10 protein-coding genes, 2 tRNA genes and 1 pseudogene are annotated in these 15,153 nt (G+C 70.5%); 8 read left to right on the top strand and 5 right to left on the bottom strand.

Going from position 1 to position 15,153, the window contains the following annotated elements; all coding sequences use genetic code 11:
- Nucleotides 1-3: 3 nt before the first annotated feature.
- A pseudogene (locus tag ACFYMO_RS09160) lies at nucleotides 4-1,256 on the bottom strand (GNAT family N-acetyltransferase).
- 148 nt (nucleotides 1,257-1,404) lie between these two features.
- Between ACFYMO_RS09160 and ACFYMO_RS09155 the strand changes: the two are divergent.
- On the top strand, nucleotides 1,405-2,565 hold the full coding sequence (locus ACFYMO_RS09155; RefSeq protein ID WP_366769883.1) for a PP2C family protein-serine/threonine phosphatase: 1,161 nt from the start codon (nucleotides 1,405-1,407) through the stop codon (nucleotides 2,563-2,565).
- Between the two features lie 156 nt (nucleotides 2,566-2,721).
- Here ACFYMO_RS09155 and ACFYMO_RS09150 read toward each other — a convergent pair whose 3' ends face one another.
- Entirely contained in the window at nucleotides 2,722-3,921 is a 1,200-nt protein-coding gene (locus ACFYMO_RS09150) for an acyltransferase family protein (RefSeq protein WP_366769884.1), read from the bottom strand.
- A gap of 608 nt (nucleotides 3,922-4,529) precedes the next feature.
- On the opposite strand from ACFYMO_RS09150, the gene ACFYMO_RS09145 reads away from it, so the two are divergent.
- Nucleotides 4,530-4,724, top strand: coding sequence for a hypothetical protein (locus tag ACFYMO_RS09145; RefSeq protein ID WP_019358124.1), 195 nt, complete (start codon nucleotides 4,530-4,532; stop codon nucleotides 4,722-4,724).
- A 262-nt stretch (nucleotides 4,725-4,986) separates the two neighbouring features.
- Here the strand turns inward: ACFYMO_RS09145 and ACFYMO_RS09140 are convergent.
- Nucleotides 4,987-5,057, bottom strand: a tRNA-Gly gene (locus ACFYMO_RS09140).
- Nucleotides 5,058-5,127: 70 nt separating this feature from the next.
- On the opposite strand from ACFYMO_RS09140, the gene ACFYMO_RS09135 reads away from it, so the two are divergent.
- From ACFYMO_RS09135 to clpX, 5 genes are all read left to right on the top strand, one after another.
- Nucleotides 5,128-5,204, top strand: a tRNA-Pro gene (locus tag ACFYMO_RS09135).
- A gap of 102 nt (nucleotides 5,205-5,306) precedes the next feature.
- The gene (tig, locus tag ACFYMO_RS09130) at nucleotides 5,307-6,704 is read left to right on the top strand and encodes a trigger factor (RefSeq protein WP_366769885.1); all 1,398 of its coding nucleotides are present in this window, start codon (nucleotides 5,307-5,309) and stop codon (nucleotides 6,702-6,704) included.
- A gap of 248 nt (nucleotides 6,705-6,952) precedes the next feature.
- Complete coding sequence (locus tag ACFYMO_RS09125) at nucleotides 6,953-7,558, top strand: ATP-dependent Clp protease proteolytic subunit (protein WP_209238803.1); 606 nt, start codon at nucleotides 6,953-6,955, stop codon at nucleotides 7,556-7,558.
- Nucleotides 7,559-7,628: 70 nt separating this feature from the next.
- Complete coding sequence (locus ACFYMO_RS09120) at nucleotides 7,629-8,288, top strand: ATP-dependent Clp protease proteolytic subunit (RefSeq protein ID WP_019358127.1); 660 nt, start codon at nucleotides 7,629-7,631, stop codon at nucleotides 8,286-8,288.
- Nucleotides 8,289-8,447: 159 nt separating this feature from the next.
- On the top strand, nucleotides 8,448-9,731 hold the full coding sequence (gene clpX, locus ACFYMO_RS09115) for an ATP-dependent Clp protease ATP-binding subunit ClpX (RefSeq protein ID WP_019358128.1): 1,284 nt from the start codon (nucleotides 8,448-8,450) through the stop codon (nucleotides 9,729-9,731).
- 236 nt (nucleotides 9,732-9,967) lie between these two features.
- Here the strand turns inward: clpX and ACFYMO_RS09110 are convergent, their stop codons facing one another.
- Nucleotides 9,968-10,876, bottom strand: coding sequence for a hypothetical protein (locus ACFYMO_RS09110; RefSeq protein ID WP_388545314.1), 909 nt, complete (start codon nucleotides 10,874-10,876; stop codon nucleotides 9,968-9,970).
- A 225-nt stretch (nucleotides 10,877-11,101) separates the two neighbouring features.
- Nucleotides 11,102-12,166 (bottom strand): hypothetical protein, encoded by a 1,065-nt coding sequence (locus tag ACFYMO_RS09105; RefSeq protein WP_366769887.1) that lies wholly within the window; start codon nucleotides 12,164-12,166, stop codon nucleotides 11,102-11,104.
- 132 nt (nucleotides 12,167-12,298) lie between these two features.
- Here ACFYMO_RS09105 and ACFYMO_RS09100 point away from each other — a divergent pair, with 132 nt between their 5' ends.
- The gene (locus tag ACFYMO_RS09100) at nucleotides 12,299-14,932 is read left to right on the top strand and encodes a valine--tRNA ligase (protein ID WP_366769888.1); all 2,634 of its coding nucleotides are present in this window, start codon (nucleotides 12,299-12,301) and stop codon (nucleotides 14,930-14,932) included.
- The last annotated feature ends 221 nt before the right edge of the window (nucleotides 14,933-15,153 follow it).

Raw genomic sequence — 15,153 nt, 5'->3', positions numbered from 1 at the left:
CGGTCAGAACCCGTGCGGCAGCCACGGCTGGACCTCGCTCCCGAAGGCCGCGGAGGCTGCCGCGAGCGCGCCCGAGCCCGGCCGCCGCTCGCGCACCAGCCCGGCCGCGCCCAGCGCGGCCAGCGAGGTCCCGCCCAGATAGGCACGGCCCACCTCCCGCACGGACAGCGACAGATCGGCCGCGTCCCGGGTCGGCTCGCACACCGCCCCCTTCGCGTCGCCCGACAGCCGCCAGCGGCCCGTGTTCCACGGGCAGAAGGTGTCCTCGACCTCCAGTACCACCTCCACCGGGGCGGCGTAGCCACGCGCGGCCAGCGCGGCGCCCACCTCCACCGGCCGCAGATACAGCGAGTCCCGGAACGCCGTCGCACAGCGGCGCGGATCGCTCACCAGATGCAGCCAGGGGTCGTCCAGCGGACGGTCGTCGGCGACCACGGTGGCCGTCAGGTCGATGCCCCACAGAAAGCGCCACAGTGCGGCGTGTCCGGCCGGATCGAGCGCCTCCAGTTCCCGCAGCCGCACCTCGCCCTCCGCGGCGCCGGTCTGCGTCCAGTGCAGCCGCACCGCGTAGCGCGCGTACCCCACCGGTTCGCCTCCCGCAGCACCACCACGCAGCGCAGCGGCGAGGCCCCGTCGCGCTTGCGCTCCGGGTCGACCAGCGGCACCCGCTCCCACCCCGGGCGCCGCTCCAGCATTCCCGGCCGGCGGGGCACCGCGCGGGCGTAGACGGACTCGCACTCCGCGAGCAACGAAGCGGCCTCGTCCGACTGGCGCAGCCGCAGCCCCGCCGCCTCGTCCGCCGTCCCGGCGGGCAGCTCCAGCGCGACCCGCGCGGTGTCGATCCGCGCCGAGAGCGCGCGCGCCGCCAGCCCGTAGCCGAACCGGCCGTAGATCCCCGCCTCGGACGCCGTCAGCACCGCCAGCGGCTCCTCGCCGGCCTCCCGCACGTCGTCGAGCTGCCGCCGCATCATCGAGCGCAGCAGCCCCCGCCGACGGTGGGTGGGCGCCACACTCACCATCGTCACCCCGGCCGCCGGGACGACGGCGCCACCGGGCACCGCCATCCGGAACGACAGCAGCCCCGCCGTGGCCACCGGGCGCCCCTCGTCCCACACCCCGATCGAGCGCTCCGACTCGGTCAGCGAACGGTTCAGTTCCTGTTCCTCGGACGTCTCGTCCGCGGCGAACGCACTCTGCAGGGACGCGTACCAGGCGTCCCACTCGGACGGCTGGAGAACCTGCGGCTCAGTTGTCATACCGCCATCACTAGCAGGCAGTTCGAACGCGGGCGAACGTATTTGCCCGCTGGCGCGCCGCCCCCTGGGCGCGCGGCCCCCCGCGCACACCTCTCGGCCGCTGCCGGGAATCGACGGCTCGCCGACAGGGTGGCTAGGCTCCGTGAGCATGGCGGACCGCCGCGTGGGACTCTCAGCAGCCACGGCCCGGTTGCACCAGGCGCAGAAGACCTGGCACCGGGCCCGCACCACCCTGCGCAGGTCCGCCGTCGACTACTTCCGCGGCGGCGCCTCCGACTGGGTCGCCCTGGTCGGTCTGCTGCTCACCGTCCCGGCCCTGGCCTGCGCCACGGTGGTCACCCCGCTGTGGTGCGCCCCCGAGGCGCTGGTGCTCCCGCTCATCGCGGGCGGCCTGCTGCTGCGGCCCGCCAGCCTGCTGGCGCTGTACGCTGCCGCCGCGGTCGCGCTCATGGTCGAGTCGCTGCTGCTGCCGCCCTGGGAGTCGGCCGACGGCGGGCGCGTGACGCCGGGCACCATCCTGGTGGTGGCGGCGGCCGGACTCTCCGGGCTGCTCATCGCGCAGTTCCGCAGCCGGGTGGGCGTGCCCTGGCGGCGCGGCGGCACCATGCTCTTCGACCTGCGCGAACGCATCCGGGTGCAGAGCAAGTTGCCCAAGCTGCCGGCCGGCTGGCACCACGAGATGGCCCTGCGCCCGGCGGGCGGGCAGTCCTTCTCCGGGGACTTCGTCGTCGCCGCGCGCACCGGCCCGGGGCGCCGGACCCTGGAGCTGGTCCTCACCGACGTCTCGGGCAAGGGCATGGACGCGGCCTCCCGCGCCCTGCTGCTCTCCGGCGCCTTCGGCGGGCTGCTGGGCTCGCTTCCGCCGCACGCCTTCCTGCCCGCGGCCAACGGCTATCTGCTCCGCCAGTCGTGGGAGGAGGGCTTCGCCACCTCCGTGCATCTCGTCCTGGATCTGGACAGCGGCGACTACGAGTTGCTCTCGGCGGGGCACGTACCGGCGATGCAGCTCAACGCCGGTTCGGGCAAATGGGAGGAGAAGGCCGGCGAGGGGCCGCTGCTGGGCGTCTACGACGGCGCCGAGTTCGACCCGGTCAAGGGGACGCTGCGGCGCGGGGACGTGCTGATGCTCTTCACCGACGGGCTGGTGGAGACCGCGGAACGGGATCTGACCGAGGGCATGGACCGGCTCACGGGGGAGGCCGACCGCTATGTCGCCACGAGCTTCCACGGCGCGGCCTGGCATCTGATCGAGTCGGTGGCGCGCGACGTCAACGACGACCGGGCGCTGCTGTTGATCTGCCGCGACTGACGGCGTCTCGGAGCACCGCCGCGGCCGAGGCGGTCAACCGGCACGGCGTCCGCTCACCCGCTGTCGGTATGTTCGATCCGCTGGGGCGGGCTCCTCGTCCAGCAGCGGGCCCCCTCGCGCGGTTGCGGGAGGGGGCCAAAGGCGTTTGGACGGACGCTACTTCTTGCGGTGCGAGGCGGGCGTCTGGCCCGACTCCCGCTTGCGGGCCACGGCCCCGGGGTCGCGCTTGAAGAACCAGTCCATCTTCGGCTCGATCACGAACTTGAACAGCCGGGTCACCCACGGGGTGCACAGCACCGTCATCATCACGGCGGCCAGCAGGGTGATGACGACCCGGCTGAGCGGGTGGTCGACCCAGTCCATCTCGTACCAGTCGAACTGCCGCGAGCTCTGGATGAAGAAGATGTGCAGCAGGTAGGCGTAGAGCGTGCCGGCGCCCAGCGCGGTGAACCACATCAGCCGCCGCGGCACCCAGGAGAGGAAGCAGGCCGTCATCACCAGGCCGCAGCCGAAGAGCGCCAGGTACATCACCGCACCGGCCCAGGACGGGACGCCCATGTCCTCGGCCGCCTTGTCGTGCAGGAACCAGGCCTTGGACATCCGGGGGACCGCCCAGTAGGCGAAGACCATCGCGCCCAGCGTCACCGGCACCGCGAGGTAGCGGGCCTCCTTGCGCTTGACCAGCTTGAAGTGCTCGGGGCGCAACTGGAGGCCGAGCACGAAGAACGGCAGGAACTGCGCCACCCGCATCAGGTTCAGATCGCCGCTGATGCTCGGCGTCACGCTGGCCGCCGCTCCGATGGCCAGCGCCACCGGCATCGGCCAGCGCAGGCTCTTCCACAGTGGAGTCGTCAGCCGCCAGAGGAACAGCGCGCACAGGAACCACAGCGCGAACCCCGGCTCCTGGAAGTGGAACTCGCGGTCCGGGTCGTCGTTGGCCCAGCGCATGAAGAACGTGTAGCCGAACTGGATCGCCAGGTAGGGCACGACCACGCCGGTGACCAGCCGCTGGACCTGCTTCGGCTTGCCCTCGAAGCTCCTGGAGAGGTAACCCGAGATGATGATGAACGCCGGCATGTGGAACGTGTAGAGGACGAAGTAGAGCGCCTCGGCCGTTCGGCTGTCGCTGCGCAGCGGGTCCCAGGCGTGCCCGATCCCGACGAGGACGATCGTCAGGTACTTCGCGTTGTCGAAGAACGGGTCCCGCTGCTTGGCTGCTGGCTTCTTCTGCGCCTGCGCGGGCTGCGACGTCGCAGCCCGCTCCGCGGACGCGGGTGGCGTCTCGGAGGGGGACTCCTGGCGGACGGGGGGGAGCGGCGCCCGCTCATAACCAGCGTGCAACATCTGCCGCACCATAGCGGGTCACCATGTGAGCCGTAAATTCTCGCCTCGCGCCGCCTTCCCGCCGTGCCGCGCGCTATTCCCCGGTTTCCGGAACAGAGCTGACGGGACGTGACGTGAGTGTTCGATCTGCCGGACGATGTCCCATCTAAGCGGGGCGTGTGAGGTCTCTGTGACGCCGGAGACAAGGGGGACGGCACTCTCGGTACGCGTTGTGAGCGAGGACACAATTCGCAGATCCCCCCGGAGAATTCCGGCCGCCGGAGGACTGCGGCACCGCGTGCCGATCCTTCTGCGCAAAGTGCACCCGCTGTGCCGTGTGCCACGCGACGCATTTCCGGCATTCGTCAAGCCGTCGTGCGGTGATCACGTCGAATTGATGGCAGGAATTCCGGGCGCCCGGCAGCCCGCCGACTGCGTCACCTACGCCCCAAGTGTCCCGTGCTGTCCCCCTGGTCGGTGATCAGTATTTACCCGATGATGGGCCCGGCGGCGCTCCGGTCGGCTCCTCGCGCAAGGGAGTTGGTGGCACGATGGGTGCGCGCTGTGTGCGCGGGGGTACGGCCACAGTGGCGGCCCCCGGGGCCGGGTGAGGCATTCCGACCATGAGGGTGTGAGCAGTTGTGGCCATCTCGTTGTCCGTTGTCGTGCTGTTGGCGGTCATCCTGGTCGTGATGATCCGGGGCAAGTCCATCAAGCCGGGACCGGCCATCGTCGCCGTGCTCTTCGGCTTCTTCCTCGCCTCCAGCGGCATGGCCCCGTCCATCAACCGGTTCCTGAACTCGGTCGCCGACACGATCAACCAGATCAGCTTCTAGCGGGCCGGCCGCAGCGGCTTCCCCGGTCGGCGCCCCGGTCGCGCGCGACGCCCGTGGGGGCCGAGGGTGCCCGCGCCGCGGTCGGGCCGCGACGCGGCGCGACCGCCCTCCCGCGGTCGTCGGAGCCCCGAGCCGTACGACGCCGCGGAGGCCGAGGCGCCGAGGCGACGTGAGAGCGCCGCGGCGGCAGGGCGGTGAGACGGCAGGGTGGCGATACGGCGAAAGGCCCGGCCCCTCGGGGGCCGGGCCTTTCGCACTCCTGAGCGGGCGACGGGAATCGAACCCGCGTAGCTGGTTTGGAAGACCAGGGCTCTACCATTGAGCTACGCCCGCGTGAGCCGGATCGGCGGACCGGATCGGCACGCACCGCATCCTACGACATGTACTCTACGTGTCGCACCGACGGGGTGTGGCGCAGCTTGGTAGCGCGTCCGCTTTGGGAGCGGAAGGTCGTCGGTTCGAATCCGGCCACCCCGACCACGTACTATGAAAGACGCGCGTGCCTGTGTCGTGTCTGCATGCATACGGGGCGCAGCCAAGAAGTCAGCAGAACCCCCAATGCCAGCCCCAAGGAGACCGACCGTGAAGAGCGCCGTGGAGACCTTGAACCCGACCCGGGTTCGGCTCACTGTCGAGGTGCCCTTCGAGGAGCTCAAGGACAGCCTCGACGCGGCGTACAGCAAGATCAACCAGCAGGTCACCGTGCCCGGGTTCCGCAAGGGCAAGATCCCTGCGCGCCTGATCGACCAGCGTTTCGGCCGCGGTGCCGTCCTGGAGGAGGCCGTCAACGACGCGCTTCCGAAGCTCTACCAGTCCGCCGTCGAGGAGGGCGAGCTCAATGTGCTCGGCCAGCCCGAGGTCGACATCACCGAGCTGAAGGACAACGAGCTGCTGGCCTTCACCGCCGAGGTGGACGTCCGCCCCGAGATCGAGATCCCGGACTACTCCGGCATCGAGGTCGAGGTCGACGCGGCCGAGGTCGCCGACGCGGACGTCGACGAGGCCGTCGAGCAGCTCCGCGAGCGTTTCGCCTCGACCACCGCGGTCGAGCGGGCCGCCGCCGAGGGCGACGTCGTCAAGGTCGACCTCGAGGCCCGGATCGACGGCGAGGTGCTGGAGGACGGCGTCGCGCAGGGCGTCGACTACACCATCGGCTCCGGTGAGCTGCTGGACGGGATCGACGAGGCCGTCACCGGCCTGGAGGCGGGCGGCACCGCCACCTTCACCTCCGAGCTGAAGGGCGGCTCCGGCGCGGGCCGCGAGGCCGAGGTCGCCGTCACCGTGCAGACCGTCTCCGCGCGGGAACTGCCCGAGCTGGACGACGAGTTCGCCCAGCTCGCCAGCGAGTTCGACACGCTGGAGGAGCTGCGCGCGGACAGCCGCAAGCGGCTGGCCGACCAGAAGAAGCAGGAGCAGGCGACCCAGGCCCAGGAGAAGGTGCTCGACGCCCTCCTGGAGCTCATCGAGGTCCCGGTTCCGGAGAAGCTGCTGGCGGACGAGATCGAGAGCCGCAAGCACAACCTGGTCAACCACCAGCTCGGCCAGCTCGGCCTGGACCTCGAGTCCTACCTGAAGATGCAGGACAAGAGCGAGGAAGAGTTCGACGCCGAGCTCAAGGAGCAGGCGGAGAAGGGCATCCGCACCCAGTTCGTCCTCGACGAGCTGGTCAGCAAGGAGAAGCTCAACGTCAGCCAGGAAGAGCTGACCGAGCACCTGATGCGCCGCGCCCAGTCCTCCGGCATGAGCCCGGACCAGTTCGCGCAGGCCGTCGTCGAGGGCGGCCAGGTGCCGGTCCTCGTCGGTGAGGTCGCCCGCGGCAAGGCGCTGGCCACCGTGGTGGAGGCCGTCACCGTCAAGGACACCGCCGGCGAGGTCGTCGACCTGAGCGACGAGGACGCCGAGGAGGCCGCGGAAGGCGCCGAGGCCGAGCAGGCACCGGCCGCCGAGGCGGCGGACGAGGCCGGCAAGGCCGAGAGCTGATCCGGCTCGCCTGACCCGCGAACGGGGGGCGCCGGGGCGCGCGAGTGCACGCCCGGGCGCCCCCCGTTCGGCTGTCGGCCACGGCGGATGCGCCCGCCCGGGGGTACCTGCGCTCACAGCGAAATGCGCTCTGCCCGGGATGGCGGCCGACGACCGGCGCGTTAGGGTCCCCAGTAGACGAAGACCCCAGTGGCGGCCAGCTCCGCGTGGCCGTCCGGACACGAGCAGGTGGACACGTGACGCTTCCGATGCCTTCCGCCGCCGGCGAGCCCAACTTCGGTGGTGGCCTCGGCGATCAGGTCTACAACCGGCTGCTCGACGAGCGCATCATTTTCCTCGGCCAGCCGGTGGACGACGATATCGCCAACAAGATCACCGCCCAGCTTCTGCTCCTTGCCGCCGACCCGGACAAGGACATCTTCCTGTACATCAACAGCCCGGGTGGTTCCGTCCAGGCGGGCATGGCGATCTACGACACCATGCAGTACATCAAGAACGATGTCGTCACCATCGCCATGGGCCTGGCCGCCTCCATGGGACAGTTCCTGCTGACCGCGGGCACCCCCGGCAAGCGCTTCGCGCTGCCCAACGCCGACATCCTCATCCACCAGCCCTCCGCGGGCCTGGCGGGCTCGGCCACCGACATCAAGATCCACGCCGAGCAGCTGCTGCGCACCAAGAAGCGGCTGGCCGAGCTGTCGGCCGCGCACAGCGGTCAGACCGTCGAGCAGTGGACCCGCGACGCGGACCGCGACCGCTGGTTCACCGCCGAGGAGGCGCGCGAGTACGGCCTCATCGACGAGGTGTACGGCAACGCCGCGCAGCTTCCCGGCGGTGGCGGCACGGGCGCGTGAGCCCCGCCACAGCGCCGCAGGGCACCCGCTCCTCCCGCAGCCACCAGCTCATCTCCAGGAGAACCTCCCGATGACCTCATTTCCCACGGACGCCCGGGCCGAGTTCACCGGCATCGCGCCCGAGTCCCGCTACGTCGTGCCGCGCTTCGTGGAGCGCACCTCGCAGGGCGTGCGGGAGTACGACCCGTACGCGAAGCTCTTCGAAGAGCGCGTGATCTTCCTCGGTGTGCAGATCGACGACGCCTCGGCCAACGACGTCATGGCGCAGCTCCTGTGCCTGGAGTCGATGGACCCCGACCGCGACATCTCGGTCTACATCAACTCGCCGGGCGGCTCCTTCACCGCGCTGACCGCGATCTACGACACGATGCAGTTCGTCAAGCCGGACATCCAGACGGTCTGCATGGGGCAGGCCGCCTCCGCGGCCGCCGTGCTGCTGGCTGCCGGCACCCCCGGCAAGCGGATGGCGCTGCCCAACGCCCGCATCCTGATCCACCAGCCCTACAGCGAGACGGGGCGCGGTCAGGTCTCGGACCTGGAGATCGCGGCGAACGAGATCCAGCGGATGCGCGAGCAGCTGGAGGACATGCTGACCAAGCACTCCACCAAGGAGCGCGAGATCATCTCCCAGGACATCGAGCGCGACAAGATCCTCACCGCCGAGGAGTGCCTGGAGTACGGCCTGATCGACCAGATCGTCTCCACCCGGAAGACCTCGGTGGGGGTCTGAGGGTCCGCGCGCACGGCCCTGCCCCCTTGGAGCGGCACCGGATGTGTCGGTCCGGTCGCTCCAAGGGGGGCCCATTCCGGCGGTCCGGCAAGGTACCGTCGAAGAGCACGTACCTCGGTCCGTATCCCTGACGGATCCCAGGCGAAGGGGAAGCTCCTCGTGGCACGCATCGGTGATGGCGGCGATCTGCTCAAGTGCTCGTTCTGCGGCAAGAGCCAGAAGCAGGTGAAGAAGCTCATCGCGGGTCCAGGTGTGTACATCTGCGACGAGTGCATCGATCTCTGCAACGAGATCATTGAGGAGGAACTCGCCGAGTCCTCCGAAGTCCGGTGGGACGAGCTGCCCAAGCCCCGGGAGATCTACGAGTTCCTGGAGGGCTACGTCGTCGGCCAGGAGGCCGCCAAGAAGGCCCTCTCGGTGGCCGTCTACAACCACTACAAGCGGGTGCAGGCGGGCGAGAACGGCCAGGGCAGGGACGACGGCATCGAGCTGTCGAAGTCCAACATCCTGCTGCTGGGCCCCACCGGTTCCGGCAAGACACTGCTGGCCCAGACCCTCGCGCGGATGCTGAACGTCCCCTTCGCCATCGCCGACGCGACGGCGCTGACGGAGGCGGGCTACGTCGGCGAGGACGTCGAGAACATCCTGCTGAAGCTCATTCAGGCGGCCGACTACGACGTCAAGAAGGCCGAGACCGGGATCATCTACATCGACGAGATCGACAAGGTGGCCCGCAAGAGCGAGAACCCCTCGATCACCCGGGACGTCTCGGGCGAAGGTGTGCAGCAGGCGCTGCTGAAGATCCTGGAGGGCACCACGGCCTCGGTGCCGCCGCAGGGCGGCCGCAAGCACCCGCACCAGGAGTTCATCCAGATCGACACGACGAACGTGCTGTTCATCGTGGGCGGTGCCTTCGCCGGGCTGGAGAAGATCATCGAGTCCCGGGCGGGCGCCAAGGGCATCGGCTTCGGTGCCGACATCCGCTCCAAGCGGGAGATCGAGGCGACCAACCAGTTCGAGGAGGTCATGCCGGAGGACCTGGTGAAGTTCGGGATGATCCCGGAGTTCATCGGCCGGCTGCCGGTCATCACCTCGGTGCACAACCTCGACCGGGAGGCCCTGCTCCAGATCCTCATGGAGCCCAGGAACGCGCTCGTCAAGCAGTACCAGCGGCTCTTCGAACTCGACGGTGTCGAGCTGGACTTCGACCGCCCGGCCCTGGAGGCCATCGCCGACCAGGCCATCCTGCGCGGCACCGGGGCCCGCGGACTGCGCGCCATCATGGAGGAGGTCCTCCAGTCGGTGATGTACGAGGTGCCCTCGCGCAAGGACGTCGAGCGCGTCGTGATCACCGAGGAGGTCGTGCACTCCAATGTGAACCCGACCCTGGTGCCGCGCGCCCGCGGCAACGGCGACCAGCAGCGCCACGAGAAGAGCGCCTGACCGCGGCGGAGCGCGACGGCCCTCGCGGGCCCGGCACCGGCAGTCCGCCCCTCTCCTCGTACCACGCGAAGGCCCGCCCCGGATCCGGGGCGGGCCTTCGCGTGGGTGGAACGCCGGCCGTCGATCGGCACTCCGGCCGGCCGAGCCACTACTCCGGCACGGTCATCTGGTCCTCGACGCGTACGCGTGACCCGCGCGAGCTCCGCCGGGCCGACAGCGGTCCGCTCATGTTCGGCTCACTTCTTGACACGGGCCGCGTCGTAGACCTTCGCGGTCAGTTCGGCGGTCTCGTCGGCGGAGGCGGGGCCGCTGCCGTTGGTGGCGGTCACGATGGCGATGGTGCTGTCGTCCGCCCAGGCGCACACGGTCATGCTGGTGCTGATGACCTTGTACTCCTGGCACTTCATGAGGTCGCCGTCGAACCCGGAGGGGCTCACCTTCTTCGGCTCGCCCGCGGCCTTCGCCGAACCGCCGGTGGTCTTCTCGAGCTGGCCCAGCAGCCAGTCCACGCCCTTCTCGGGGTCGTCCAGGGTGCCGTAGGCGCCGCTGAAGTTCAGCCTCTTCTCACCGGCGGTGTACTGCGCGCTGATGTGGCCCTCGGGGTCCATCCCGGGGATGTCCTGCTTCTTGTCCCCACTGGTGCCGACCTTGACCTGGCCGCCCTTGCCGGTGTCGGGCTCGCCCTTGCGCTGGTACTCGCCTATGGACTGCGGCGCGTCGAGCTTGTAGGCGCCGCCCCCGATCACCCCGAACATGAACAGGCCGCCGATGATGGCGCCCACGACGACCAGCGCGCCCACCACGATGCCGATGGTCTTGCCCTTGCCCCCGCCGCCCTGCGGCGGCATCGGCATGCCCGGATGCGGCTGTCCGGGCATCCCCGGCTGGCCGGGCTGCCCGTAGGGAGCGCCGCCCTGCGGCTGGCCCGGCTGGCCGTACGGTGCGCCGCCCTGCGGCTGGCCCTGCTGCGGATAGCCGTAGCCGGGCTGCTGCTGGGGCTGGCCCTGCTGGGGGTAGCCGTAGCCGGGCTGCTGCTGCGGCGGCTGCTGCGGGTACCCGTAACCGGGCTGCTGCGGCTGCTGCGGCTGCTGCGGCTGCTGTCCGTAGGGTCCCTGCCCGTAGGGACCCGGCTGGTTCTGGCTCATGGCGGCGCTTCCCCTCCGTGGATGTGCTTGAACGCGCTACGACATCTTGACGGATGCACGACGAGAGCGCCGCACCGGGCGCCGAATCGGGGCCGCCCGGGAACGCAATCGTGAAGAACGACCGGCGAATCATCCGGACATGTCACGGAAGGCCCCGGCACGCAGCGGCGGCGTCCGGGAAACCACCCGGACGCCGCCGCTCGCTCCGCGCCGCTGCGCGTGCTGCTAGGAGATCGGCACGCGGACGTCCTCGCGGACCTTGGCGGTGGTCTCGCCGGCCTCGGTGACCGAGGTGCCCTTGCCGCTGATCGCGTCGGCCGCCGAAGCGGTCACCACGAAACCGATGGTGCTGTGGTCGCCCCACATGCAGAACGGCATGGTGAAGCTGTCGACCCCCGAGGAGCTTCCGGGCGGTGCGCTGTACTTCACCTTCTGGCACTTCATCACCGCGTCGTCGCCCAGGCCGCCGGGGTGGACCTCCTGCGGCTCGCCGTCGAGTTCGGCCTTGCCGCCGCCGCTGGTGCCGGGGTCCTCCTTGGCCTCCTTGGCGACCATCAGCAGCGCCGCGTCGACGACGGCCTCCGGGTTCTCGATGCTGCCGTAGACACCGCCGAAGCTGAGCTTCTTCGCGTCGATGCCGGTGCCGCTCTCATAGCTGGCGGAGACGTTCTTGGGGTCCTTGACGCCGAACTGCTCGAACTTGTCCTTGTCGGAGTCGCTGAAGCCGTTCGAGGAGCTGTTCTCCGAGCCGGGCTTCTTGTCGAACTCGCCCGCCACCGTCGCCGGGGTGATGAGCTTGTACTTCTTGCCGTCGTCGGCCACCGCGGCGCCGCCGCCCTTGCCGCCGCCCTCGTCGTCGTCCGTGCCGGTGAACAGGATGACGCCGCCTATCACGGCCGCCACCAGCACCAGCGCGCCGACCACGATGCCGATTGTCTTGCCCTTGCCGCCGCCGCCCTGCGGCGGCATCGGCGGCCCGGGCTGGCTGTAGGGGCCCTGCTGGCCGTAGGGGTCGGGCTGGCCGTAGGGCCCCGGCTGGCCATAGGGGGCGGCCTGGCCCGGCTGCCCCGGCGCGCCCTGCTGCGGGAAGCCGTAGCCCTGTGGCGGCGGTCCGGGCGGCTGCTGTGGCGGCGGCTGTTGCGGGTAGCCGTAACCGGGCTGCCCGGGGGCGCCGCCGTACGGGTTGGGGCCGCCCTGCTGCGGCGGCTGCCCGTACGGACCCGGCTGCTGGTCGTACGGCCCGGGCTGTCCTGGCTGTTGGCCGTAGGGGCCGGGTTGCTGGTTGCTCATGAGCGGCGCTTCCCCTCCGTGGACAAGTGGTCGAATGCGCTCCGCACATAGTGACGGATGCCGCCGGGGCGTGCGTCACCGGTCCGCGAACCGGTTCGAGGGCGGGGCACGCACGCCCGTACACTGGCGGTCGTGACCGACAACACTCAGCAGAGCCCGGCAGCCGACGGGCCGAACAGCGCCGCCCCCGCAGATCTGCCGACCCAGTACGCGCCGGCCGAGGTGGAGGGGAAGCTGTACGAGCGCTGGGTGGAGCGGGGCTACTTCGAGGCCGACGCCAAGAGCGGCAAGCCGCCCTACACGATCGTCATCCCGCCCCCGAACGTCACCGGCTCCCTGCACCTCGGGCACGCCTTCCAGCACACCCTCATGGACGCGCTCACCCGCCGCAAGCGGATGCAGGGCTACGAGGCGCTGTGGCTGCCCGGTATGGACCACGCGGGCATCGCCACCCAGAACAAGGTCGAGCAGCAGCTCGGCGAGGAGGGCAAGTCCCGCCAGGACCTCGGCCGGGAGGCGTTCGTCGAGCGGGTGTGGCGGTGGAAGGAGGAGTACGGCGGCCGGATCCTCGGCCAGATGCGGCGCCTCGGCGACGGCGTCGACTGGTCCCGCGAGCGCTTCACCATGGACGAGGGCCTCTCGCGCGCCGTCCAGACCGTCTTCAAGAAGATGTACGACGACGGGCTGATCTACCGCGCCGAGCGGATCATCAACTGGTGCCCGCGCTGCCTGACGGCCATCTCCGACATCGAGGTGGAGTACCAGGAGGACGACGGGGAGCTGGTCCAGCTCCAGTACGGCGAGGGCGAGGAGACCGTCGTCGTCGCCACCACCCGCGCCGAGACAATGCTCGGCGACACCGCGATCGCCGTCCACCCCGACGACGAGCGCTACCAGCACCTGATCGGCAAGCAGATCAAGCTGCCGCTGACCGACCGGACCATCCCCGTCGTCGCGGACGGCCACGTCGACCCGGAGTTCGGCACCGGGCAGGTCAAGGTGACGCCGGCGCACGACCCGAACGACTTCGAGATCGGCCGCCGGCACGGGCTGCCGATGCTCACGGTGATGGACGAGCGCGGTGTCATCACCGCGCACGGCCCCTTCCAGGGCCTGGACCGCTTCGAGGCGCGCTCGGCGATCGTGGCCGCGCTGCGCGAGCAGGGCCGGGTGCTGGAGGAGAAGCGCCCCTACGTGCACAGCGTCGGGCACTGCTCCCGCTGCAAGACGACGATCGAGCCGCGGCTGTCCATGCAGTGGTGGGTCAAGGTCGCCCCGCTCGCGCAGTCCGCCGGCGACGCCGTCCGCGACGGCCGGGTGCGGATCCACCCGGCCGAGATGTCCTCCCGGTACTTCGACTGGGTCGACAACATGCACGACTGGACGATTTCGCGCCAGCTGTGGTGGGGGCACCGCATCCCGGTCTGGTACGGCCCCGACGGCGAGGTCGTCTGTGTCGGCCCGGACGAGGAGCCGCCCGCCGGCGAGGGCTGGCACCAGGACCCGGACGTGCTGGACACCTGGTTCTCCTCCGGGCTGTGGCCGTTCTCCACGCTCGGCTGGCCGGACCGGACGCCCGACCTGGAGACGTTCTACGCCACCGACGTCCTGGTGACCGGCTACGACATCATCTTCTTCTGGGTGGCCCGGATGATGATGTTCGGCACGTATGTGATGGAGGAGCCGCCCTTCCACACCATCGCGCTGACCGGCCTCGTCCGCGACGAGCACGGCAAGAAGATGTCGAAGTCCTTCGGCAACGTCGTCGACCCGCTGGACTGGATGGACGCCTACGGCTCCGACGCGCTGCGCTTCACCCTCGCCTCGGGCGCCAATCCCGGCACGGACGTGCCGATCGGCGAGGACTGGGTCAAGGCGTCCCGCAACTTCGCCAACAAGATCTGGAACGCCACCCGCTTCGCGCTGATGAACGGGGCCACCGTCGAGGGGCCGCTGCCGCAGACCGGGGAACTGGCGGCCACCGACCGCTGGATCCTCTCCCGGCTGAACGAGGTGCTGGCCGAGGTCGACGGCTACTACGACGACTACCAGTTCGCCAAGCTCTCCGACGCGCTGCGGCACTTCGCCTGGGACGAGGTCTTCGACTGGTACGTCGAGCTGTCCAAGACCACCTTCGCCAAGGGCGGCAGGCCCGCCGAGGTCTCGCGCCGCGTGCTGGGCGAGGTGCTGGACGTGACCCTGCGGCTGCTGCACCCCGTCGTCCCGTTCGTCACCGAGACCCTGTGGACGACGCTGACGGGCGGCGAGTCCGTGGTCGTCGCGCCCTGGCCGCAGGACTCGGGGTTCCGCGACGCGGAGGCGGAGCGGGAGATCGCCACCGTCCAGCAGGCGGTGACCGAGGTCCGCCGCTTCCGCGCCGACCAGGGCCTCCAGCCGGGCCAGAAGGTTCCCGCCGACCTGGCGGTGCAGGGCACCCCGCTGGTGGCCCACGAGGACGCCATCCGCCAGCTCCTGCGGCTCCAGCCCGCGGGGGAAGGGTTCCAGGCCACGGCCTCGCTGCCGGTCGCGGGCGCGACGGTCAGCCTCGACCTCTCCGGCGCGATCGATGTGGCGGCCGAACGCAAGCGGCTGGCCAAGGACCTGGCGGCTGCCGAGAAGGAGCTGGCGCAGACCGGCGCGAAACTCGGCAACGAGGCGTTCCTGGCCAAGGCGCCGGACCAGGTGGTGGAGAAGATCCGGGGCCGCAAGGCCGCCGCCGAGGCCGACATCGACCGGCTGCGGCAGCAGCTGGACCGGCTCGGTTGACCGGCCGCACGGCAGGCGCGTCCGCGTGACCGGCGGTGCGGAACCGGCCCGGGCCGGTTCCGCACCGCCGTGCGTGCGTCCGTGCGGCATCCGATCGCGCACTGTCCGGCCGGGGAGGTTCCGCCGGAGGGCGAGCAGGGTTCGGGTCAGGTGTCGAGCACGGGCGCAGCAGCGCAGTATGCCCGAATGGCACATTGTGCCACCTGGTGGGGGGTCGTCCG

The organism is Streptomyces sp. NPDC007025, assembly GCF_042869455.1.
In the GTDB taxonomy this organism is placed as follows: domain Bacteria; phylum Actinomycetota; class Actinomycetes; order Streptomycetales; family Streptomycetaceae; genus Streptomyces.
This window is presented reverse-complemented; position numbering and strand designations above follow the sequence as displayed.